Origin of the sequence: Flavobacterium sp. DSP2-3-1, from assembly GCF_049896865.1 — a bacterium.
Classification (GTDB): Bacteria; Bacteroidota; Bacteroidia; order Flavobacteriales; family Flavobacteriaceae; genus Flavobacterium.
Window position 1 is genome coordinate 246,357 of sequence record NZ_JAFCVD010000001.1, and the last position, 22,942, is coordinate 269,298.

Here is a 22,942-nt window from a genome sequence, read left to right on the forward strand (position 1 = left end):
GCTATCCGCTTTATCTTTATATTTTTAAAGAAAAAACATAAAGGATGCCGCTATTATCAGGGCTAAAACATAAGAACCATTCGTCTCTGCGAATGGTTTTTGTATGTTCAAAGCGTTTTAAATGCATTTATTTCTGAACTTTGTTACTTCTTTAGGAACAATGTGGGTAATTTTTTTATCTTTAAAATATGGAAACAGCATACATCAAAACCCCCTTAGGAATTGCCACAATCATAGGCGATGAAAATGGAATAGCCGTAATTTCAGTTGCTGATGAAGGCGAAATTTCAAATGTAATTCCAACAATTTTGCAGGACGCCATTTCTCAACTTAATGATTATTTCGAAAGAAAAAGAAATGATTTCGATTTTAAATTAAATCCAAAAGGTACTGATTTTCAACAAAAAGTATGGAAATCGTTATTGGAAATTCCTTATGGAAAAACGAGAACATATCTTCAACAATCCAAAATTTTGGGTGATGTAAAAGCCATTCGAGCAGTGGCTTCCGCGAATGGAAAAAATCCATTATGGATTGTGGTTCCCTGTCATCGAGTAATTGGAACGGATGGTTCATTAACAGGATATGCAGGAGGTTTGTGGCGCAAAAAATGGTTATTGGAACACGAAAATCCTACAACACAACAAAGTCTTTTTTAGTTGTTTGTGAATAAATTTCTTATATTCGTTTAAGAAAATCCGTTCCAATCTGTAAAATCCGCTTCATCTGCGTGCCCTAAAATGATAGAAAAAATAAATCTCAATAATATCCTATTTCTTGACATAGAAACCGTTCCGCAGGCGGAGGATTTCAATGCATTAGATTCTGAAATGAAAGATCTTTGGGAACACAAAACCCAATACCAGCGCAAAGACGAATACACGCCGGAGGATTTTTATGATCGAGCGGGAATTTGGGCCGAGTTTGGGAAAATCATTTGTATTTCCGTGGGTTATTTTACCATCAAAGGCGATATTCGAAATTTCAGGGTAACTTCTTTTTTTGGAGAAGAAAAGAAAATATTATTGGATTTCAATAATTTGTTGAACACTCATTTCAATCAGCCACAACACGTTTTGTGTGGTCACAATGCCAAGGAATTCGATATTCCTTTCCTTGCCAGACGGATGATTATTAACCAAATTGCTATTCCGAACAAGCTGAATTTATTTGGAAAAAAACCATGGGAAATTCCACATTTAGACACGTTAGAATTATGGAAATTTGGTGATTATAAACATTTTACTTCTTTAAAATTGTTGTGTAAAGTTCTCGGAATTCCTTCTCCAAAAGGCGATATCGATGGCAGTCAGGTTGGTCATGTTTTTTATGTGGATAAAGACATTGACCGCATTGTAACCTATTGTGAAAAAGACACTATTGCAGTAGCACAAATTTTCCTCCGATTGCGTAGAGAAGAATTGTTAATTGACGACGAGATCATTCATGTGTAAAAAATCAATGATAATTTCAATCTTAAAAATCAATAGTAGTGCATAACATCTACCTTTCTGTTTTATATTGACCTTGTCTTTTTGCTATCGTCATTGCAATTGATTGATTACATTTACAAAAAATATAGATTATGGTATTGAGTAGATTTTGGTTGGTCATTTTTATTTCAGCAATTGTATTTGTAGTGTTTAGTTTATTTTCTGGAGACAGTTATACAATTGACCACGTTTTGAACGGAAAGAAAGATGATCCAATTTTGGTGTCGGAGAAATTTGCCGAAGAACTTCCTACTTTTATAAAAGACAGCATAAAGACAGCGCCAGAGCAAACCATGATTATCAACCGGGACACGCTAAATGCGGATACGACTTATGTTTTTAAGAATAAAACCGTAAAAATTTACAGCGGTGTTCAAAAATCAGATGGTTTATTGCCAACTTGTAAAAGTACTTTAATAGATTTAGTCCTTCCGCTGATGGCTTATTTGGCCTTTTTCTGCGGATTGATGGAACTTTTAATAATTTCTGGTGCTTCTGGAAAATTGGCGAAAGCATTAAGTCCTGTTTTTGTAAAAGTGTTTCCGAGTATTCCCAAAAACCATCCCTCGATTTCCTACATGACTTTAAATTTTGCCGCTAATTTTCTGGGGTTAGATTCTGCTGCAACTCCATTTGGTCTAAAAGCTATGGAAAGTTTGCAGGAAATTAATCCTGACAAAGACAAAGCGAGTGACGCTCAAATCATGTTTATGTGTTTGCATGCTTCGGGTCTAACTTTAATTGCTACGTCTATTATAGGATATCGTGCTGCGGCTAACGCAAGCAATCCTGCGGATGTGATGTTGCCTTGTATTATCACTTCGTTTATCGGTACTATTGCAGCCTTTTTAATTGTAGGAATCAAACAAAGAATCAATTTCAAAAGTGCTTCTTTAGTGATTGTATTGATGACATTAATAGCCGCAATTGTTGGTTTGTTGATGTATGTGAACCATTTGGATTTAATTGGAAAAAACTATTTCACTTCAAATCTTTCTGCTTTAATATTAATTGGAATTATTGCTTTTACGTTGATTTTTTCATTTATAAATGAAAAGAAATTTACAGAAGCATCGACTACCGTTTTTGAGACTTTTGTAGTAGGAGCCAACAATGGTGTAAAGACCGGAGTGACTATTTTTCCTTATGTTTTGGGAATGCTGGTTGCCATTTCTTTATTCAGAAACAGTGGTTTATTTGAAATTATCAGCAATTGGATTGCTTTCATTTTTTCTAATATGGGAGTTAGTAAGCAAATTACGGATGCTTTACCAGTCGCTTTACTTCGTCCCTTTAGTTCTGCCGGATCAAGAGGATTTTTGATTGACTCGATGAACACTTTTGGTGCCGATTCCTTTACGGCTAGATTGAGTAGTATTTTTCAATGTAGTGCCGAAAGTACTTTTTATGTGATAGCCGTTTATTTTGGTTCCGTAAATATTAAAAACACGCGATATGCGTTAGGAACGATGCTTGTAGTCGATTTGATTTGTGTGATTACAGCAATTTTTGTGGCGACCTGGTTCTTTTAAAAACAAGAATTTTAAAATGATTTGATTTTTGGATGGAATCGCAAATCGGTGTATAAAAAAAACCACAATCTCTGTACTATTTGAGATTGTGGTTTTTTTGTGTTTTTAAAGTAAATGTTAATCTATTTCCATTTCTGGAACTTCTCCCTCGATTATTAAATCAGCTTCAGTAGAAGCGATGATATGCTCTACGGTTACACCCGGCGCGCGTTCCAAGAGTTTGAAACCTTGCGGGGTAACCTCTAAAACGGCTAATTCAGTAACTACTTTTTTAACGCAACCGACACCCGTTAATGGTAACGTACATTTTTTAAGTATTTTAGATTCTCCTGCTTTATTAACGTGCATCATGGCTACAATAATATTTTCGGCAGAAGCCACTAAATCCATAGCGCCTCCCATTCCTTTGACCATTTTACCAGGGATTTTCCAGTTGGCAATATCGCCGTTTTCGGCAACTTCCATTGCGCCAAGGATGGTTAGGTCAACATGTTGTCCACGAATCATTCCAAAACTAAATGCGGAGTCGAAGAAACTAGCTCCGGGCAAAGTGGTGATGGTTTGTTTTCCGGCGTTGATTAAATCAGCGTCTTCATCTCCTTCAAAAGGGAATGGACCCATACCGAGAATTCCGTTTTCGCTTTGAAATTCAACGTCAATTCCTTCTGGAACATAATTTGCCACTAATGTTGGAATTCCGATTCCGAGATTCACGTAATAGTTGTGTTTTAATTCTTTTGCAATGCGTTTTGCAATTTGATTTTTATCTAAAGCCATAATTAGAAAATTTTTCTCACGGTTCTTTGTTCAATTCTTTTTTCATATTTCTCGCCTTGAAAAATTCTATTTACAAGTATTCCCGGTATATGAATTTCGTTTGGATCTAAACTTCCTGCAGGTAATAATTCTTCTACTTCGGCGATGGTGATTTTTGCTGCTCCGGCCATGCAAGGATTGAAATTTCTTGCGGTTCCTTTAAAAATCAGGTTTCCGGCTTCGTCACCTTTCCATGCTTTTACGATCGCAAAATCAGCGTTGAAAGCGTGCTCCATAACATGCATTTTTCCATTGAATTCACGGACTTCTTTCCCTTCGGCTACTTCAGTTCCATAACCTGCTGGTGTGAAAAAAGCAGGAATTCCAGCTTGTGCCGAACGACAACGTTCTGCTAAAGTTCCTTGAGGAATAAGGTCTACTTCTAGTTCTCCAGAAAGCATTTGGCGTTCAAATTCGGCATTTTCACCTACGTAAGATGAAATCATTTTTTTGATTTGGCGCTTTTTCAAAAGCAATCCCAGACCAAAATCATCGACACCCGCATTGTTTGAAATACAGGTTAAATCCGTAGTTGCTTTTTTTACTATTTCGGCAATCGAATTTTCTGGAATACCACATAATCCAAAACCGCCAAGCATGATAGTCATCCCATTTTCAATTCCTTGAAGGGCATCCTGAACGTTATTTACTTTTTTGTTAATCATATAAATGAGTTGCTATTTTTTTAATTTTAGTCTATCGATGAATTAAGTTGTAATAATCTAGGATATAGTTCGGAGGACTAGTGCCTTAGCCCAGATAGCAGTGGAAATCCTTTTTTGAGGTTTTTACCGAAAAAAAGATTACTTCACTATATTTTTATTTTTATTGGAGTTCAGTGAACTTTGTTTGCAACGTATGGCTGGATTAGCTCCTAATTAAAATTTTACAATTCAAATTCTTCAGTATCTTGTTCTACTGCTGTCGTGTCTACTACTTTTCTGGGTACATAACAGTCTACTTTTATAGAGAGATTTGCAGGCCTTTCAAAGCTTTCCTTAGAAACTTTAAGTGCCGGATCAGCATAACACAGCTTCATAAAATAACCCCAAACCGGCAGTGCCGCTGTAGCTCCCTGACCATAAGTGATACTTTTGAAACGAGCCGAACGGTCCTCGCAACCTACCCAAACACCAGTTACAAGATTCGGAACCATTCCCATAAACCAACCATCGGATTGGTTTTGTGTAGTTCCTGTTTTTCCCGCAATAGGGTTTTTAAATTGATACGGATAACCGGTCCAACGGTTGTCTCCGCTTCCCCCGCCAGTGGTACGCAAACGATCTCCAGATCCACCTTCGGTTACACCTTCCAGTAATTTGACAACCGCGTAGGCGATATCTTTATTTAAAACATCATGAGACTCAGGAATTGGCTCGTAGATGATCACGCCACTTTTATCTTCAATTTTAGAAATAAATTGGGGTTTCATGTAAACACCTTGATTGGCAAAGGTACTGTAAGCTGCGACCATGTCTTCAACGGTTATTTCTACTGCTCCTAAAGCTATGGAAGGCTGCAAAGGAATCTCAGATTTTATTCCTAATTTATGGGCTAAATCAACTACTGCTTCCGGACCAACTTTGTCCATTAATTTTGCTGAAACGGTGTTTATCGAATTGGCCAGACCTCTTTTTAAGGTAACCATTCCGCGGTATCGGTTGTCTGAGTTTTTTGGCTCCCAGTCTTCAGTGACATTATGACGCCCTTTTCGAATCATAAAAGGTCCGTCAATAATCGAGTCACAAGGAGACATATTCAATTGTTCTATGGCAGTGGCATAAACAAACGGTTTGAAAGTCGAGCCTACTTGTCTGGCACCTTGTCCTACGTGATCGTATTGGAAATATTTGTAATTGATACCACCAACCCAAGCTTTTACATTACCGGTTTGAGGTTCCATAGCCATCAATCCGGATTGTAGAAAATGTTTGTAATATCGAATAGAATCCAATGGTGTCATAATCGTGTCTTTTTCTCCCTTCCAGGAAAAGACGGTCATTTCTGTTTTTTCGCTGAATGATTTTATAATTTCTTCATCGCTTTTATCCAATGATTTCATCACCGCCCATCGGTTGGATGATTTCATTGCCTGATTTAATATTTTTTGTGTTTCTGCACTCGAAATATTTACAAAAGGTGCATTTTTATTCCCTTTAGATTGTTTGAAAAACTCTTCCTGAAGGTTTGCCATGTGCGCCGTAACTGCTTCTTCGGCATGCAATTGCATTCTGGAATCAATTGTAGTGTAAATTTTTAGACCGTCTTTGTAAATATCGTAATCAGAACCGTCCGGTTTTTTATTTTCTTCAGCCCATTTTTTCATGTAATCACGAAGGTATTCTCTGAAATACGTTGCCGTTCCTTCTTTATGGGTTTCTAATTTGAAATTCAGCTTGATAGGTAAACTTTGTAATTTTTCCTTTTCAGCTTCTGTAATCATTTTTCCTTTTTCCATTTGCGAAAGCACCACATTTCTGCGGTTTTTCACTCCTTGTGGGTTTCTGATAGGATTGTATAAACCGGAGTTTTTAAACATTCCGACTAATATGGCCGATTCACTGATGGTTAAATCCTTTGGTTCTTTCGAAAAATAGGTTTTTGCCGCGGAACTTACTCCAACAGAATTGTTTCCAAAATCATAAACGTTACAATACATCGCAATGATTTCATTTTTAGTGTATTGTCTTTCCAATCGAATAGCAATAATCCATTCTTTTATTTTTTGTACAATTCTAAAAGGCAGAAATTTGGACCCTTCGCCGTGGAACAATTGTTTGGCTAACTGCTGTGTCAGTGTACTCGCTCCACCGCTAGTTCCAAAACTAGAAATCGCTCTCAAAGTTCCTCTCCCGTCGATACCGGAATGTTCGTAAAAACGAGCATCTTCCGTAGCAATCAATGCATCTATTAAGTTTTTTGGTAAGTCAGCGTATTTTAACTGGGACCTGTTTTTTTCAAAATATTTACCCAAAACCACTCCGTCAGCTGATATTATTTCTGTAGCTAAATTAGAATCAGGATTTTCTAAATCTTCAAAAGAAGGCATTGAACCGAAGATTCCCCATGAAGCAAACAAGAAAAACAAACCGACACTTCCTAAACCTATGAAGAATATTTTCCAAAATTTCCTTTGATAATGTGCAATGTCATTTACATTACCTCTTGTTGGATTGTTATTTTTTTTGATAGCCATAATACTATTTTATTCTTTTTTTTCTATTCTAAAACCTACCTCTGTAATTCCATCTAAAGCCGTTACACCGGGAACTTTGCCGGTTTCTCTAACTGCTTGTTTGATATACACTTTGTATTTTGATTTGAACCTTACATTTTCTTTATAAAAGAGTTTGCTTTCTTTTAAATCTGAGAAACCATTGCCTAACAATGTTCCATCCGGGTCTGCCATTTGATATTCAAGTGTATCCACTTTTGTAAAACCATTTGGCAATTCCATCGCTACAATCAAAAACAAATTATTGTATAAATAATCGTTGTTGGCTCTTAAATTCACAAATAAATTATATCGTTTTGTTGAGTCTAATTCTGGTAAATTGAATGTTACAATGCTGTCTTTGTGCCAAGCACTGCCAACAGATTTATATTCATCAAAAACCCTTTTTTTATCACATGAAGAAAAGAGAATCACAACCAAAAGAAGTAAAGCGCTATTTTTTATCCACATTTTTAGTAATAATTATTGGTTTTCTTGGCTCTGCCGGTTTTTTTTCTGCTGGAGTTTGACGGGTATTATTTGCAGTTTTATTATTGTTTTCTGGTTTGTTAGTATTGGCAATAATCGCGTTTTCACCAGCCGGTTTGCGTTTTTTATTCGGTTTCTTCTTTGCTTTTGGTTGGTCAAAACGAGTTAGACTTTCTTGGCCCATTGCGTTATTAAAGTTTTTCTCTGGCTCAACAATCAGCTCGATAGCATAATCTTCTAACGATGTAACTTTGTTTTTTAGTTTGTTTTCAGCAACAATTTCTTTGACCTGATCAATTTTTAGAACATGCCAGTTGGCGAAATTATTCGTGTAAGCAAACCACATTAAACCTTTAAATATATCTTGTTTCTGACAAATGGCATCTCCTTTTTCAGTTACCAGTTTTGTTTCGAAATCTGGAAAATCTTTTAACGCATCCATGTAAGTGTCCAACTCATAATTCAAGCAGCATTTTAATTTTCCGCATTGTCCGGCCAGTTTTTGTGGATTTAAAGACAGTTGTTGGTACCGAGCCGCTGAGGTATTTACACTTCTAAAATCCGTCAACCAAGTAGAGCAGCACAATTCTCTTCCGCAAGAACCAATCCCGCCTAAACGAGCTGCCTCCTGACGGAAACCTACTTGTTTCATTTCTATTCGGGTACTGAATTCTTTAGCAAAATCTTTAATCAAAGCACGAAAGTCAATACGGTCATTTGCAGTGTAATAAAACGTAGCTTTTGATCCATCCCCTTGAAATTCAATATCCGAAATTTTCATTTCCAGTTTTTGAGCAATCGCCAGTTCTCGGGCACGAACCTTCATGGGCTCTTCTTTATCCCTTGCTGTTGACCAAATGTCAATATCTTTTTGGGATGCTTTTCTGTAAATTTTTGGAATTTCAGTACCCAAGTAATTGGCTCCTTTTTTCTTCATTTGAATTTTAACTAATTCTCCTGTCAAAGTAACAATTCCTATATCATGACCTGGCGAAGCAACAGTAGCAACGATGTCGCCCATGCTTAACGTTAATTTTTCGGTATTGCGGTAAAATTCTTTTCTTCCGTTTTTGAAACGAACTTCAACACAGTCAAAAGGGGCGTCACCATTAGGTAAACTCATATTAGAAAGCCAATCGAAAACCGTTAATTTATTGCAGCTATCGGTGCCGCAAGTCCCATTATTTTTACAACCCTTAGGTGCGCCACCATCAGAAGTTGAACAACTTGTACATGCCATAATTTTATATATAGTGTTGCGACGAGCACAACTTAAGTTCTTAAAACGTTTAAAGCGTAAAGATAGTATTTTTTAATTTTACGTCACAACGCATAAAAGCGTCAATAAATCATAAATTTTTAATAAAAAAACCCATTACAAATCCGATTGTAATGGGTTAATTTCATAGAGTTTTATCTTAAATGTTTAATCTAAAATTTTATATAATTTATCAGATAATCGAATTCTGAATGGTAATTTAAACGTGCAAGTGTCTCCGGAAACTGCTTTTTCTTGTACTGAATCGTTCACCAGCATTTCTTTGATTACTATTTTTTGTTCACCGGTTGTGGCGCCTTTTATCAGAATCGTATCACCAATTTTGATTTCGTTTTCTTCAATTAAAAACTGGCCAATACTTGCTTTTGGAAAAAAATGTGTCCCTTTTCCAATGTATTGTTTTTTGACTTTTTGTTCTTTTTTAAGCGCAGTTTTCGGTTTGTCTGCAACAAAAACTCCATGAGTTTCTTCGTTATTTTTGAAAGTCAAAACGTCTGATTTTCCTTTTTTGAAAATCTTATTTCCGTTTTTAATTCCTCTGCGAATGGCTTTTTGTTCTTCTTCCGGTAAGTGAATGACACTCACACATTCTGCAGAACAGCAACCTTCCATTTTTTCCTTGCAAGACTCACATTGGATGAAAAGTAAATGACAACCTTCGTTCACGCAATTGGTATGTACGTCACAAGGTTCGCCACATTGATGGCATTGCGAAACTACATCGTCCGTGATTCTTTCGCCCAAGCGGTGATCAAATACGAAGTTTTTACCTATGAATTTACTTTCTAAACCCTCGGCTTTTACCTGACGTGTGTATTCAATAATTCCGCCTTCAAGTTGGTATACGTTTTCAAAACCTTTGTGTTTGAAATAAGCACTGGCTTTTTCACAGCGAATACCTCCGGTGCAATACATCAATATTTTTTTGTCTTGTTTGTGTTCCGTAAGTTGCTCTTCGATAATGGGCAATGATTCCCGAAAAGTATCCACATCTGGTTTGATAGCTTTGGTAAAATGTCCAATTTCACTTTCGTAATGATTTCGCATATCGACCACAATCGTATTTGGATCTTCCAGAAGTTCATTAAATTCCGCCGCTTTTAAGTGGATTCCAATATTCGTCACATCAAAAGTTTCATCGACTAAACCGTCAGCTACAATTTTGTCACGGACTTTTACAGTCAGTTTTAAAAACGAATGATCGTCTTGTTCTACGGCAATATTCAATCGGATTCCTTTCATGAAATCATAGACCTCGATGGAATCTTTGAACGCGTAGAAATTATCAGCAGGCAATGATAATTGGGCGTTGATTCCCTCACGGGCTACATAAATTCTACCCAGAACTTCAAGTGAGTTCCACGCCAAAAATAATTCGTTACGAAATTGTGTTGGATTTGAGATTTGCGCATAAGCATAGAAAGACAGCGTAAGACGTTGTTTTCCGGCATCATCAATCATGATGGCTCTTTCTTCTGCGCTTAATGTGTTGTACAGTTGCATGCTATAAACAGTTTAAGTTGAGAAATATATTTTTGCAAAAGTATAAAAAAGGTTCAGAGGTGCAAAGTTTTAAAGGAACTAAGGTTCGCAATCATTGACAATAGACGCTTAATTTTCCTTAATCTCTTAATGGTTTATTTTTTTAGGAGCTATTTCCAGCTTTTCGCTGTATCTCTTGTTTTCGCTATCGCTACAACAAGAGGATGCCGCTGCAATCTGGGCTAGGATAGTTGTGGTTACAGTTATATGTTGCGTTTTTTGTCATTCTGAGGAACGAAGACCCGAGCGCTAGCGAACTGGCGGAGCAATCGCTGTGTTGTGAGCAACTTGTATGGACTCTTCCTTCGTCAGAGTGACAATTTTGGTAGTGATTTGGAGATACAACGGATTGATTTTACTGCGTTTAGTTTGTCATTCTGAGGAACGAAGAATCTCTGATTGTTCAGACGTTGAAATATTTTGATTTTACCCTAATGTTCTCTTTTTGATTTCAAGCTCAAACTAACATTTTGATTGTACTTATGATTAGTAGTTTATTGTTTTCTTTAAATTATTCATTCTCATTAAGAATGGTAGGGTAGTTTTTTTAGCTAAATATCAAAGTATTATTTTAGTATTTAGTATTTAAAAAAGCAACAAATTGATTGGTATTCCGTTTTTTAATTACTACAAAACTTTTTATGTTTTTCATGTTAATCGTATCTGATACAGATTTTCTAATTTCTTTTCCATTTAGCACATATCGTAATTTATTAAAATCTGGTTTTAGTTCGTGTGCTTCCATAAAAACGATTACTCCATTTAATTTGCTTTCGGCTCCTAAAATTTCTTCAATCACATCTGAATTTTTTGGAATAATGACTAAACCTTTTCTGTTTAGTTTTGAGAATACATAATGATTTGCATCTAATTTTGAATAGAATTTGATCGATACTTTTGAGATGACTACTATTGGGCTAGCTCCAATTAACGAATCCTTCATGGCTTCTTCTGCATAATTCTTAAGACTTATTTTTTGGGATGTATCTTTTGCTATAGAATTACAAGATGCTAGGGAGAGCAAAAAAATTAATGTAAAATATTGTTTCATAGGATTTAAAGGTATAAATTTCTTTTTATTAGCAACAACATCAAATATACACATCTTTCTAGCACAAAATATCTTCTAGCCCAGATAGCAGTGGAAATCCTTTTTTATCCGCTTTTTAGCGGGGGAAAAGATTGAAACGAATAGCTGGAAAAAGCTCCAAATAAAAAAACCACGAATGAACGTGGTTTTAGTTTGACTTTTTTACTTGATTAACAATACTCGTTGAAAGCGTCTTTCAAGTTTTCAGCAATTAGTTCTGCTGGGCGACCTTCAATGTGATGACGCTCTAACATGTGCACTAATTCTCCGTTTTTGAACAAAGCCATACTTGGCGATGATGGAGGAAAAGGGAACATGTGTTGTCTTGCGGCATCAACTGCATCTTTGTCAACTCCTGCAAAAACGGTGATTAAATGGTCTGGTTTCTTAGCGCCATCTAAACTCATTTTTGCCCCCGGACGTGCGTTTCTGGCAGCACAACCACAAACCGAATTTACAACTACAAGCGTTGTTCCTTCTAATTTTATTGCGTTTTCTACTGCTTCAGCACTATGTAAATCTTGAAAACCTGCCGCAGTCAATTCCGCTTGCATTGGTTTTACCATTTCTTCTGGATACATATTTTTTTTATTTTAAATCAATACTAATTTTGAATTGCAAAGTTACAAAGTTTACAATCAAGTATAGGAGTTCAATTATAAAGTTTTGTTATAGTTTGATTTCTATTTCATTGCTTTGAAAGCCACATGAAAAATAGCTTTAATGAATAGTATTTTTGGGCATTTTAAAATTACTTCAATGTCTTCCTTTAATGAAGTTTCCTCGTCCAGAAACTTAAAAATCAAAGTTGGATTTCCTTTTTTGAACATTGAAGAAAAGATATGAGAACCCAATTCGTTTTTTCGGTCCAAGATGTCTAACAAAAGCAAATCGTAAAACCAGAATTTAGTGTTTTTATGAAATTTTGTAAAATCGGTTTCCCTCTGCAGAAAGACAACTAATTCTGTTGATTTTTTATCCGAATTTTTGAAAGTATAGCCGGTGCTTGCTTTCGTCCAGCCACCGGAACTACCTATGTTGATTACGTTTTTAGTATTCGCTTTCCAAAAAGGATAACACGTCATGGGAATGCTGCCTTGTTCTTTTTCGACAATTTCATAGTTCGTAATCCCAAGTTTTTCGATGTATTGCCGGATTTCGTTTTCGTATTCCTCGGTCTTCAAATGTTGGTGCGAAAACAAGGTGTATTCCAGTAATGCTTCAGTTTTGGAAGTTGGTAACACATACATAAAACGGGTATTTCCTTTTTGTTCCACCGAAAAATCCATGAAAGTAGCTTGCTCCGGATTGAAAACAGGCTGTTCGCTTTTGATAAACCAACCAATAAAATGCTGCTGCAGCAAAGGATATTTGGTCTGACTCGCTGCTTTCTTGTTGTTGTAAATACTATTAAACAATTTCGAACATGAAAAGGATTCACTTTCGGTTTGTACCAGAATTATAGTTTCGGATTCTTCAATTTCCAATACTTTTTCATGGATGAAAGTGATATTTTCTTGTTTCGAAAGCAAATCAAATACTTGAGTGTAAAAATCCAATCCTTTCACCATATTGTAGCGGTACGGTTTCAAGTCTAAATCCCTGCGGAAGTCTGCATTGGCGAACAAAGCCGAATCCCATTTCTTTGAAATAGATTGTTCCCAAAGTGAATCGTTGGTTTTCCAAAAACACCATGTTCTATCGTTAGTTTTTTTGGTATTTTCATCCAATAACAAAATACTTTTATCTCGGAATTTAACAGATTGGACCATTTTATACACGGTCATCATAGCCGATAATCCTGCGCCGGTAAAAATATAATCGTAGTGTTTCATTTGGAAATTTGACATTTCCCCAAAAATAGACAATTTTATTCTTTTAGTTTCTCTAAAATCAGCTTTAATTCTTTTGGTTTTAAGTAGCCGCTGTGCTGAAAAATAATCTCGTTTTTACTATTCAAAACACTTAAAACAGGAAAGGTCAATTGTTTATTTATTGTTCCTAATGCGATGGCCAGTTCATGTGTTCCGGAAGTATTTCCCGTGGGTTTGAATTGAAAAGTGGTTTTGTTGAAAACTACCGTTCGTTTTTCTTCTGCGTTAAAATCAATAAAATAAAAAGCAGCGTTAAGCTCCTTGATGATTTCCTCGTTTTTAAAAGTGGTGTTTTTCATCGCATGGCAAAACGAGCACCAAGCGGTTTGAATGAAGACAATCGTTTTTCTTTTTTCAATCTTTTGCAAACTGTCTATTTGTTCGAATGAAACGGAGTGCAACTGCGCAAATCCAGCGGGAATCCCACAGCATAATACCAACAGTAAATAAAGAATATTTTTCATTATCTTAAGGTATATCGAAGTCCGAAAAAACTTCTGATTCCTTGATTGGGTCCGTATACATACGTCGTGTCAAATGTCAACCCATACGGGTTTTCAGGCGTTGCCAATACTTGTCCGTTCGAGTCGTACCTTACATTTTTATCAAATGGATCATTTGTCCTTGCAATTAAAAACGGGTTATTTTGTTTAGGCAAAAAGTTCAACAGGTTTTTAATTCCGGCATAAAATTCAAAGTTTTTCAAACCAGAATAGGTAAACTGAATGTTTTGTAAACTGTACCAAGGCGATTCTGGAGCACGAGGATCTAAAGTGCTTAAAAGAGGCAGTTGCATGGGGCTGTAGACATTTCCAGTGTAATCTACATTCAAATCAATAGCTTGAATTTTATAGGAAGCGCTCCAGGTTGCAGTAAATTTTTCGGTTAAAAAAGGTGTTTCTTTTCGGCCATTTTGAACGTTTTTATTGTCTAGCAAAGAAGCACCGGTAATAATTTTTAATTCATTTGGGAAAGTAATATCGATATTCATGCTGATTCCTTGGCTTATCGCGTAACCATTGATGTTGTCGTAGATGATTTGGTTGGGATCAGTAACATAATCCGAAACAATTTTATTGCTGAATCGGGTATGGAAAAAGGAAGTTTCAATTCCAATAAAGGTTCCGCTGTCGAAATTTATTTTCTTGATATAATTCAAATTGGCATTTATCGATTGTTCCGGTTTCAAATTATTTGTGATTACAATTTCACGAGCACCGGTCAAAGCAGCGTGATCTTCGGTAAATAAATTCACCACTCTAAAACCTGTTCCGGCGTTCAGTCGAATAATATTATTATCGTCCAATTTCCATTTAAAGGCAATTCTTGGCGTCAAGATACTTCCGTGATACGAGTTGTAATCGTAACGCAGTCCTAACAACAACTTGTGTTTTTCTGTAAATGTAATTTCGTTTTGAATAAAAATCCCCGGTAACCAGGTTTTTTCTGGATTGTTATTTCCAAGTTTTGAAGTTGCAGCTGTATTGTCATCGTAATAATTGTAACGGGTTGCAATTCCGGTAAGCAAATCATTTCTCCCTATTTTTTTATCCCAAGTCAGCTGTAAAAAGCCAATTTTTTGGTTGGCAATATAGCTCGTTGTACCGTAGCGACTGTCTTGAAAATGTATGTTTCCTGAAAAGGAAAGCATTAGTTTTTCCGGAAAAGGCAATTGGTAACTTCCTATCAATTCGGCTCGTTTGGTATAAATGCTTTCGCCATAGATTTCGTCTCCACCTCGGTATTTTTTCTCCCAACGCACATCGCCACCAAAACGGTCTTCATAAACGCCACGTGCCGCGATGGTAAACAATCGATTTTCTTTTCTGTTGAAAATCCATTTTTGAAAAAGAGAAATTCGGTCTGAAAGTGTTACATCGGTAAAATTGTCGTTATCGTTGTCTATTTTTTGATTGTATCTGAAATAATTTAAACCCAAAAGAGCTGTCGCTTTCTTGCCTACATTGATTTTTACTCCTAAGTCAAGGTTGGTTTCCAACCAAGAAGTAGAGAACGCATCTGCGGAGAATAGGGGAGCGTTTGTTGGATTTTTGGTAATAATATTAATCAAACCTCCAACGGCCTCACTACCGTATAAAGACGATGCGGGACCTTTTACGATTTCGATTCGTTCCACCAGTGAATTTGGAATTCCTGATAATCCGTAAACCGTAGATAAACTGCTCACGATTGGCATTCCGTCAATTAGAACCAAAGTATACGGACCTTCAAGCCCATTAATATGGATGTCGCCTGTGTTGCAAACGCCGCAATTGAGTTGTGGTCGAACGCCATTTACATTTTGTAAGGCTTCATATATACTGGCTGTTGGATTTTTTTTGAAAAATATTGGGGAATAAACCTCGACGGGAACGGCGCTTTCTAATCTTTTTACTGCTTTTAATGTTCCCGAAACCACCACTTCGTTGAGCTGGTTTTCAGTATTTGAAAGTTCAAAATCCAAATTATTATTCTCATTTTTTTTGAGCGTAATGCTCTTTTTTAAAGTTTGAAAACCTGTGGCGACAATTTGAATTTTATAACTTCCTTCATCAATATTCTCAATGCTATACTTGCCTAAACTATCCGTTTGGGTGGCGTATTTTGTTCCAGTTAAAAAAACGCGGGCCTCCGAAATCCCTTTTTTTTCTGATGAAACAAATCCCGAAAGACTTGTTTTTTCTTGGGTATAGCCAAAGTGAAACATCAGAAACACAAACAATGGGTATATTTTTTTCACAATGCTTAAATTAAATTTAGACAAAGCTAAAAATTATATTTTGCAAAACAAATTTTTTAATTACATTTGTATCAATAACTTAATGTCATGACTGAATCTTTAGAAGAAGTAAACCAATCCGTTTCCACACTAAACAAGAAATCAGTATTTAGAAAAATCCTTGCTTTTTTTGGTCCCGCTTATTTAATCAGTGTTGGATATATGGATCCGGGAAATTGGGCGACGGACATTGCGGGCGGCAGTCAGTTTGGGTATGCCTTGCTTTGGGTTTTATTGATGAGTAACATTATGGCGTTATTGTTGCAAAGTTTAAGTGCCCGATTGGGGATTGTTACCCAACGTGATTTGGCGCAAGCCTCGCGAGAAACCTATTCGCCGTTTATCAATTATATATTGTATTTCCTTGCCGAGATTGCCATTGCAGCCTGTGATCTTGCCGAGGTGTTAGGAATGGCGATTGGTATTAATTTACTCTTTGATATTCCGTTGATTGAAGGTGTGTTGATCACAGTTTTAGACACCTTTTTGTTATTGTTCTTGATTAATAAAGGCATCCGTAAAATGGAAGCTTTTATCATTGTGTTGGTTGCTATTATTGGATTTTCCTTTATTTTTGAAATGATTTTTGCCCAGCCGGAACTGGATAAAGTGTTGTTTGGATTAATTCCTTCGATGCCCAGTGAAGCGGCTCTTTATATCGCTATTGGAATTATTGGCGCTACAGTTATGCCGCACAACTTATACTTGCATTCCTCTTTGGTGCAAACCAGAAAATTCGAGCGAACTACTGCGGGAATTAAACAGGCTATAAAATACAACTTCATCGATTCTACGATTGCATTAAACTTAGCTTTTTTAGTAAATGCCGCCATTTTAATATTGGCGGCAGCCACTTTTTATAAAAACGGAATGTTTGAAGTGGCCGAAATTCAGGATGCCCACCGTTTTTTAGAACCACTTTTAGGAAGTAAATTGGCGCCTGTATTATTTGCAGTAGCCTTGATTGCTGCGGGGCAAAGTTCCACAATTACAGGGACGCTGGCGGGTCAAATCGTAATGGAGGGCTATCTTAATTTACGTATTCAGCCATGGGTTCGAAGAATCATTACACGATTAATCGCCATTATTCCTGCAGTTATTGTAATTTCTATATATGGCGAAAGTGTCACTGGAAAACTATTGATTTTGAGTCAGGTTATTCTGAGCTTACAATTGGGTTTTGCCATTATTCCGTTAATTCATTTTGTAAGTGATAAATCAAAAATGAAAGGGTTTCATATTGGTAAAATCACTCAAATCGCTTCGTGGATTATTGCTACAATTATAGTTTCTTTAAACGCTAAATTGGTTTTTGATGAAATTACGGGTTGGCTGGCAACATCTAAAAACCCAATTTTGTTGTGGTTAACCGTGGTTCCTTTAGCGATAAGTTTCTTGATTTTGTTACTTTATATTGTGTTTAAGCCTTTTATCACCAAAGCTAAAATAGATATTGAAAATCATTCGCCGCATAATTTAAAATTGAAACTTTCTAAATCAGGAAATTACACTAAAAAGAACATTGCGGTCTCCGTAGATTTTTCTGATGCAGATGAAGTGGCATTAAATAACGCTTTTGAATTAGGCGGAATAGGAGCAAAATACACTTTGATTCACGTGGTAGAAACCGTTGGCGCTATGATTTATGGCGAAAATATTGATGATCACGAAACTTTAATTGACGAAAAATTATTAGAGCAATATAAAGTTATGCTTACTGAAAAAGGATATAAAGTAGCAACACAACTAGGTTTTGGAAAACCTAATAAAGTCATTCCGGAAATTATCAATAAAGGAGAATTTGACATTTTGATTATGGGAACACACGGACACACTGGATTCAAGGATTTAATCTTTGGAACCACGGTGGATAAATTGCGGCACAAAATTGATATCCCGCTACTAATCGTAAAAAATTAAATTCTTATGTTAAATTTGTTTCGGTATCAGAAGCTATTAGCGTTGTAAGCTGTCCTCACTCGTGTCCTGCTGTCAGTTAAATATTTATTATTTTGTAAAGGGAAAAAAACAACGGATTTATACTGCTATGTGGACTTGGCCATCTGAAACCAAAATACTAATCCTCAATCTAAAATCAAATGACATTTTCAGAAGAAAATTATCTCAAGACCATTTACCACCTTACGGCAGTTTCGGATGCTGATATCAGTACCAATGCCATTGCTGAAAAAATGGAAACTAAAGCATCATCCGTTACTGATATGCTAAAGAAACTCTCCGAGAAAGACTTGGTGAACTACGTAAAATACCAGGGCGTTTCGCTTACTGGAAAAGGGAAATTAGCGGCGAAGATGATCGTTAGAAAACACCGTCTTTGGGAATGTTTTTTAGTGGAAAAGTTGGATTTTTCTTGGGATGAGGTACACGAGATTGCCGAACAATTGGAACACATTAAATCTGAAAAACTCATCAATATGTTAGATGATTTTCTGGGAAATCCCACTGAAGATCCACATGGAGATCCTATTCCGGATGCTAACGGAAGAATTATCAAAGTAGAAAAACAATTGCTTTCTGAATTCGAAAAAAACCAAATCGGTATTTGCGTGGGTGTCAAAGACACCTCCTCTGATTTTTTAAAATATTTAGACAAACAAGAAATCGCTTTGGGTTCCCAAATTGAAATTATCGAAAAGGAAAGTTTTGATTCCTCCTTTAGAATTCGGGTTGGAACCAAAGAAATAACGGTTTCAAATAAAATAGCCAGTAATATATACATTAAATAATTATGTTTCAATCTGTAGTAGATTATTTCACGAGCATCGACCCAATTTTAGCCGCTTTGTATGCTAGTTTGTTCACTTGGTTTTTAACGGCTTTGGGAGCTTCTTTCGTTTTTATGTTTAAAACTATGAATCGGACGGTTCTTGACGGAATGCTTGGATTTACCGGTGGCGTAATGGTTGCGGCCAGTTTTTGGAGTTTATTGGCTCCAGCTATAGAAATGACCGGTGGTGAAGGCTTTGCAAAAGTCATTCCCGCAGCTTTTGGTTTTTTCCTAGGCGCGCTTTTTATTTTCGGAATCGATAAAGTATTACCGCATCTTCACATCAATTTTAAAGTTACTGAAGGAATCAAGTCGCCTTGGCAACGCACCACTTTACTGGTTTCGGCAATTACACTGCACAATATTCCGGAAGGATTGGCTGTTGGAGTTCTTTTTGGAGGAGTGGCCGCCGGGATTCCGGAAGCTTCCATCGCGGGTGCTGTTACGTTAGCCATTGGTATTGGAATTCAGAATTTTCCGGAAGGAATTGCCGTTGCAATGCCGCTTAGACGTATGGGAATGAGTAGATGGAAAAGTTTTATGTACGGACAATCTTCAGCTTTAGTGGAGCCGGTTGCCGCTGTTTTAGGTGCTTTTGCAGTCACATTTTTCACTCCGATTTTACCGTATGCTTTGGCTTTTGCCGCAGGCGCGATGATTTTTGTAGTTGTGGAAGAAGTGATACCGGAAACGCAACAAGATAAAAATACTGATATTGCCACGCTGGGATTCGTTGGAGGATTTATTGTAATGATGGTTTTGGACGTAGCTTTGAGTTAGAAATTTCGTGGTCTTTCAATAAAATTTTTAAATCTTTAAATACAATATATGAAAAAGTTAGTGCTATTGCTTTTTATGATTATCAGCAGTATAGTTTTGGCGCAAAGCCAAAAATCACAAAAGGTTAAATACGTAACCATAAAGCAAAAAGTATGTCCCAATCAAAAAGGATTTCAGTTGGTTTTAAAAGCGATATCCAATGATTCCCGATGTCCGGAGGGCGTAACCTGCATTTGGGCAGGAGAAGTTACAGCCGTTGTTTCGGTATATAAAGATTCAAAATTAATTGAAGATTCGACTTTGGTTTTTTCAATGAAGAATGAAGAAGACAATAAAAAGTGGCTTGCAAGCTATTTGTCAGACAAACAAAAGAAGATAAAAAGCATTAGTGTATTGCCGTATCCAAAAGAAGGAAGCAAGATTAATCCAGAAGAGTATTACCTGAAAATTGATTATTTAAAGTAGCATTAGCTACAGCCACAATCACCACTACCGCAATCTTTATCGGATTTTTTCTTTTTGAAGAAGAATTTTTTAATCAAAAAAGCCAGTGCTATTCCGAGCGCTAAAAAAGCTAAAATTTCTTGAATATCCATATCGTAAAAATAAGAAAAAGCAACCGAAAATGGTTGCTTTTTTGAGTTAAACTAATGACAAAGTTTTTACAACCGTGCCCTTGTTCCAAAGTTAATACCAAAGGTTTTTATTTCAGATTAGGAAACAGCAATTTCATATTTAATTACAATTTTGCACCAATGGAAATGTAAAATGTTCTTCCTTCTCCCGGTAAAATTCCCGGACCTGGATAACCTCCAGCTCTTCTAGTAGCATAAGATTTGTCGAATAGATTGTTGATTCCTGTTCGTATATTATAGTTTTTTAAAAACTTATACTCGCTAGAGAAATCAAACACATTGTAACTCCCTAATAATCCTGTTACACCATTTGCTGATGGTTCGGTAGTATTATTGGCATCAGTAAAAATTTTACCTGCCATTTTGTATTGCAAAGTACTTGAAATGCTATTCTTGCCCCAAGATAATCCAAAATTATGAATGTATCTTGGTGCATTTTCAACTCTGTTACCTTTAAGATTACGCTCCGTTATAGTTGTATTAGGCGCCGTTCCGGATGCGGTTGAGATTTTAAAATCAGTGTAGCGGCTGTCAATAAAACTTATTGTGGCAAATAAATCTATATTACCCAATTCTTTTTCTTTACCAAGAAAACGCGTTACATTTATATTAACAAAACCTTCAATTCCTTTGTTCACTGTTTCTCCTAAGTTTGTTCTGAAAAGAAAAGTACCTTGACTAGGATCATTGTTAGTAAACTGTCTTACTCCACCAATACGATTATTATAGCTTAAATAGAACAAGCTAAAATCAAAATTCACATAGTTATTGTAGTTGCCTCTATAGCCTAAATCTGCATTATAACCACTTGCATCTTTTAGATTAGGATCAATTACGTCAGTTACTGCTGGGGGTGTTAAATCAGAAAACAGAACGGGTCTGTATGCTTGTGTAATATTGGCATATACATTTGTAGACGCAAATTTATATTCCAATCCTAAACCTAATAACGCCTTGTTTCTCACTAATTTTTTTTCTGAAAAAGGAACATTATTCCCTCCTTTTATGCCAAATAATCCTTTTCCTTCTGAACTTATGTGTTCGTATCTAATGCCGGGTGTGACGCTAAAATTTTCCGTAACTTTAAATTGATTCTCTGCAAAAAGTGCTATATTTTCAGTTATGAAATTTAAATCACGTGGATAGGTTCCACTGATAGATAAATCGAAATCACTGCCGGTGGTGCCTTTACCTTCCTGTTGTCTTGTAGTTTTAGCTTTGTATAATCTAGCACCAAATGCCAGGTTATGTTTTGTTTTTCCTAAAGTATACTTGAAGATATTTCTGTTTTCAACACCAAAGTTTTCATAAAAGTCACGATCTACACGTCGGTTTGCATAATTGTCTGTAGCAGGATTTATGGCATCTGCCACATTTGGAGTTGCTGTAAAACCAACACTGTTTCTTTCGCCAATTAATCCAAAAAATTTCGTGTTAGAAGTTAAATTAGTATTTATTCTAGTGTCGAACTGCAATGAAAATACGTTCCAGGGGGTTCCAAACCAGTTTCGTTCGCGTAAAGATTTTTGAGAATTTTGCTGAAATTGCGCATCAGTTAATCCGCCGGCTTGTTTCATTTCATAATCCATGTTTGTATATTCTGCAGAAATTTTTGTATCGGCGGTAAAACGATATTCCATGAATGCATGTGAATTTCTTACAGTATACTCACTGTTTTCTCTCCAGCCATCAGCACTGCGCGAGTGATTATACAAATAGTATGAGAATTTTTTTAAATTTCCGCCTATGGCATTATAACTGCTCATTAAACCATAACTACCAATTGTATTTTGAGTTTCGAATGAAAACGTTTTTTTGTATTCTCTTTTCAGAACATAATTCAACATTCCACCAAATTGGGGGCCAAATTGAAGTGAAGCTCCACCGCGAATCAATTCTATTGTTTCAACCGCTTCCAAAGGCGGATTGTAATAGGCTTCTGGATAGCCAAAAACATCAGAGGAGATGTCGTATCCGTTCTGTCTGGTATTTAATTCCCAACTTCTATTTGGACTCAATCCTCTAACACCTATGTTGATTTGAATTCCGGAACCTTCATTTTCCCATATATTTACGCCAGGAACTCTAGAAAAAGTTTCTCTCGCATTATTTGTGGTAAAGTTTCCATTTATATTTGAAAGTTTTATTACTTCATTTTTTTTACCTGAAAAAAGTATGTTTTCCTTTATTTCAGGCATACGTTCAGGACTTTGAATTTTTGGAGTAACCAAAACTGGCAACAAATTTTTAATTGTATCGCTTTGTTGACGCTCAATTTCTTGCGCATAAAACGTTGTGATTAGTAAACACATACATAGCGAAATCGTGTATTTCATATTATTTTTATTTAGATTGATTCTGTGCTGCGAAGTTAAATCCTAAATCTTATTTAGACAAATTAAAAATAATAAATTTGTAATTTTTAACACTTGTTCAATAAATCAAGTGCGTTGTGGAAGAATTTTCAGGTTCAGTAAATTGTTAATATTGTAAACTTGAAGATTATAAGCATATTGGAACTTCGCTGGGAAATACGCAAATACTATTAAAAAATTTTTGTTATTTATATGTAGTGCGGTATCGTAATTTGATGACTAAAATAATTTTAGTCAAACGACATAAATTTTGGTA

General features: G+C 36.0%; 20 protein-coding genes. 7 read left to right on the top strand and 13 right to left on the bottom strand.

Annotated features, from left to right (window positions below):
- Positions 1–188: 188 nt before the first annotated feature.
- From ACP7AT_RS01190 to ACP7AT_RS01200, 3 genes are all read left to right on the top strand, one after another.
- Positions 189–659 (top strand): methylated-DNA--[protein]-cysteine S-methyltransferase, encoded by a 471-nt coding sequence (locus tag ACP7AT_RS01190; protein ID WP_426062540.1) that lies wholly within the window; start codon positions 189–191, stop codon positions 657–659.
- 81 nt (positions 660–740) lie between these two features.
- Positions 741–1,454 (top strand): 3'-5' exonuclease, encoded by a 714-nt coding sequence (locus ACP7AT_RS01195; protein WP_426062541.1) that lies wholly within the window; start codon positions 741–743, stop codon positions 1,452–1,454.
- A 131-nt stretch (positions 1,455–1,585) separates the two neighbouring features.
- Positions 1,586–3,025 (top strand): nucleoside recognition domain-containing protein, encoded by a 1,440-nt coding sequence (locus ACP7AT_RS01200; protein ID WP_426062542.1) that lies wholly within the window; start codon positions 1,586–1,588, stop codon positions 3,023–3,025.
- Between the two features lie 117 nt (positions 3,026–3,142).
- Here the strand turns inward: ACP7AT_RS01200 and ACP7AT_RS01205 are convergent, their stop codons facing one another.
- The 11 genes from ACP7AT_RS01205 to ACP7AT_RS01255 all read right to left on the bottom strand — a co-directional run bounded on the left by ACP7AT_RS01205 (position 3,143) and on the right by ACP7AT_RS01255 (position 16,036).
- A complete protein-coding gene (locus tag ACP7AT_RS01205) occupies positions 3,143–3,802 on the bottom strand; it encodes a CoA transferase subunit B (protein WP_426062543.1) in 660 nt (219 codons plus the stop codon).
- Positions 3,803–3,804: 2 nt separating this feature from the next.
- Positions 3,805–4,506: a CoA transferase subunit A gene (locus ACP7AT_RS01210; protein ID WP_426062544.1), complete on the bottom strand. Its 702-nt coding sequence runs from the start codon at positions 4,504–4,506 to the stop codon at positions 3,805–3,807.
- Between the two features lie 221 nt (positions 4,507–4,727).
- Entirely contained in the window at positions 4,728–7,037 is a 2,310-nt protein-coding gene (locus ACP7AT_RS01215; RefSeq protein WP_426062545.1) for a penicillin-binding protein 1A, read from the bottom strand.
- 9 nt (positions 7,038–7,046) lie between these two features.
- Complete coding sequence (locus ACP7AT_RS01220; RefSeq protein ID WP_426062546.1) at positions 7,047–7,526, bottom strand: gliding motility lipoprotein GldH; 480 nt, start codon at positions 7,524–7,526, stop codon at positions 7,047–7,049.
- The gene (locus ACP7AT_RS01225) at positions 7,510–8,784 is read right to left on the bottom strand and encodes a PSP1 domain-containing protein (protein WP_426062547.1); all 1,275 of its coding nucleotides are present in this window, start codon (positions 8,782–8,784) and stop codon (positions 7,510–7,512) included. Before ACP7AT_RS01225 ends, ACP7AT_RS01220 begins: the two co-directional genes overlap by 17 nt.
- 186 nt (positions 8,785–8,970) lie before the next feature.
- The gene (locus ACP7AT_RS01230; RefSeq protein WP_426062548.1) at positions 8,971–10,326 is read right to left on the bottom strand and encodes a rhodanese-related sulfurtransferase; all 1,356 of its coding nucleotides are present in this window, start codon (positions 10,324–10,326) and stop codon (positions 8,971–8,973) included.
- Between the two features lie 610 nt (positions 10,327–10,936).
- Positions 10,937–11,416: a hypothetical protein gene (locus ACP7AT_RS01235; RefSeq protein WP_426062549.1), complete on the bottom strand. Its 480-nt coding sequence runs from the start codon at positions 11,414–11,416 to the stop codon at positions 10,937–10,939.
- 209 nt (positions 11,417–11,625) lie between these two features.
- Positions 11,626–12,036 (bottom strand): BrxA/BrxB family bacilliredoxin, encoded by a 411-nt coding sequence (locus ACP7AT_RS01240; RefSeq protein ID WP_126452203.1) that lies wholly within the window; start codon positions 12,034–12,036, stop codon positions 11,626–11,628.
- Positions 12,037–12,138: 102 nt separating this feature from the next.
- Positions 12,139–13,290, bottom strand: a complete 1,152-nt coding sequence (locus ACP7AT_RS01245; RefSeq protein ID WP_426062550.1) for a lycopene cyclase family protein — start codon at positions 13,288–13,290, stop codon at positions 12,139–12,141.
- 35 nt (positions 13,291–13,325) lie between these two features.
- Positions 13,326–13,793: a thioredoxin family protein gene (locus ACP7AT_RS01250; RefSeq protein WP_426062551.1), complete on the bottom strand. Its 468-nt coding sequence runs from the start codon at positions 13,791–13,793 to the stop codon at positions 13,326–13,328.
- On the bottom strand, positions 13,793–16,036 hold the full coding sequence (locus tag ACP7AT_RS01255; RefSeq protein ID WP_426062744.1) for a TonB-dependent receptor: 2,244 nt from the start codon (positions 16,034–16,036) through the stop codon (positions 13,793–13,795). The genes ACP7AT_RS01250 and ACP7AT_RS01255 overlap by 1 nt, the downstream gene beginning before the upstream one ends.
- A 120-nt stretch (positions 16,037–16,156) precedes the next feature.
- On the opposite strand from ACP7AT_RS01255, the gene ACP7AT_RS01260 reads away from it, so the two are divergent.
- From ACP7AT_RS01260 to ACP7AT_RS01275, 4 genes are all read left to right on the top strand, one after another.
- Positions 16,157–18,028 carry an Nramp family divalent metal transporter gene (locus tag ACP7AT_RS01260; protein ID WP_426062552.1) on the top strand — a complete coding sequence of 624 codons (1,872 nt, stop codon included), beginning with the start codon at positions 16,157–16,159 and terminating at the stop codon, positions 18,026–18,028.
- Positions 18,029–18,207: 179 nt separating this feature from the next.
- Positions 18,208–18,855: a metal-dependent transcriptional regulator gene (locus tag ACP7AT_RS01265; protein WP_426062553.1), complete on the top strand. Its 648-nt coding sequence runs from the start codon at positions 18,208–18,210 to the stop codon at positions 18,853–18,855.
- Positions 18,856–18,857: 2 nt separating this feature from the next.
- Positions 18,858–19,676, top strand: a complete 819-nt coding sequence (locus tag ACP7AT_RS01270) for a ZIP family metal transporter (RefSeq protein ID WP_426062554.1) — start codon at positions 18,858–18,860, stop codon at positions 19,674–19,676.
- 48 nt (positions 19,677–19,724) lie between these two features.
- Positions 19,725–20,141, top strand: coding sequence for a hypothetical protein (locus ACP7AT_RS01275; protein ID WP_426062555.1), 417 nt, complete (start codon positions 19,725–19,727; stop codon positions 20,139–20,141).
- Positions 20,142–20,143: 2 nt separating this feature from the next.
- Here the strand turns inward: ACP7AT_RS01275 and ACP7AT_RS01280 are convergent, their stop codons facing one another.
- A complete protein-coding gene (locus ACP7AT_RS01280) occupies positions 20,144–20,272 on the bottom strand; it encodes a FeoB-associated Cys-rich membrane protein (protein WP_121363983.1) in 129 nt (42 codons plus the stop codon).
- 143 nt (positions 20,273–20,415) lie between these two features.
- Positions 20,416–22,647 (bottom strand): TonB-dependent receptor family protein, encoded by a 2,232-nt coding sequence (locus tag ACP7AT_RS01285; RefSeq protein ID WP_426062556.1) that lies wholly within the window; start codon positions 22,645–22,647, stop codon positions 20,416–20,418.
- Between the last annotated feature and the right edge of the window lie 295 nt (positions 22,648–22,942).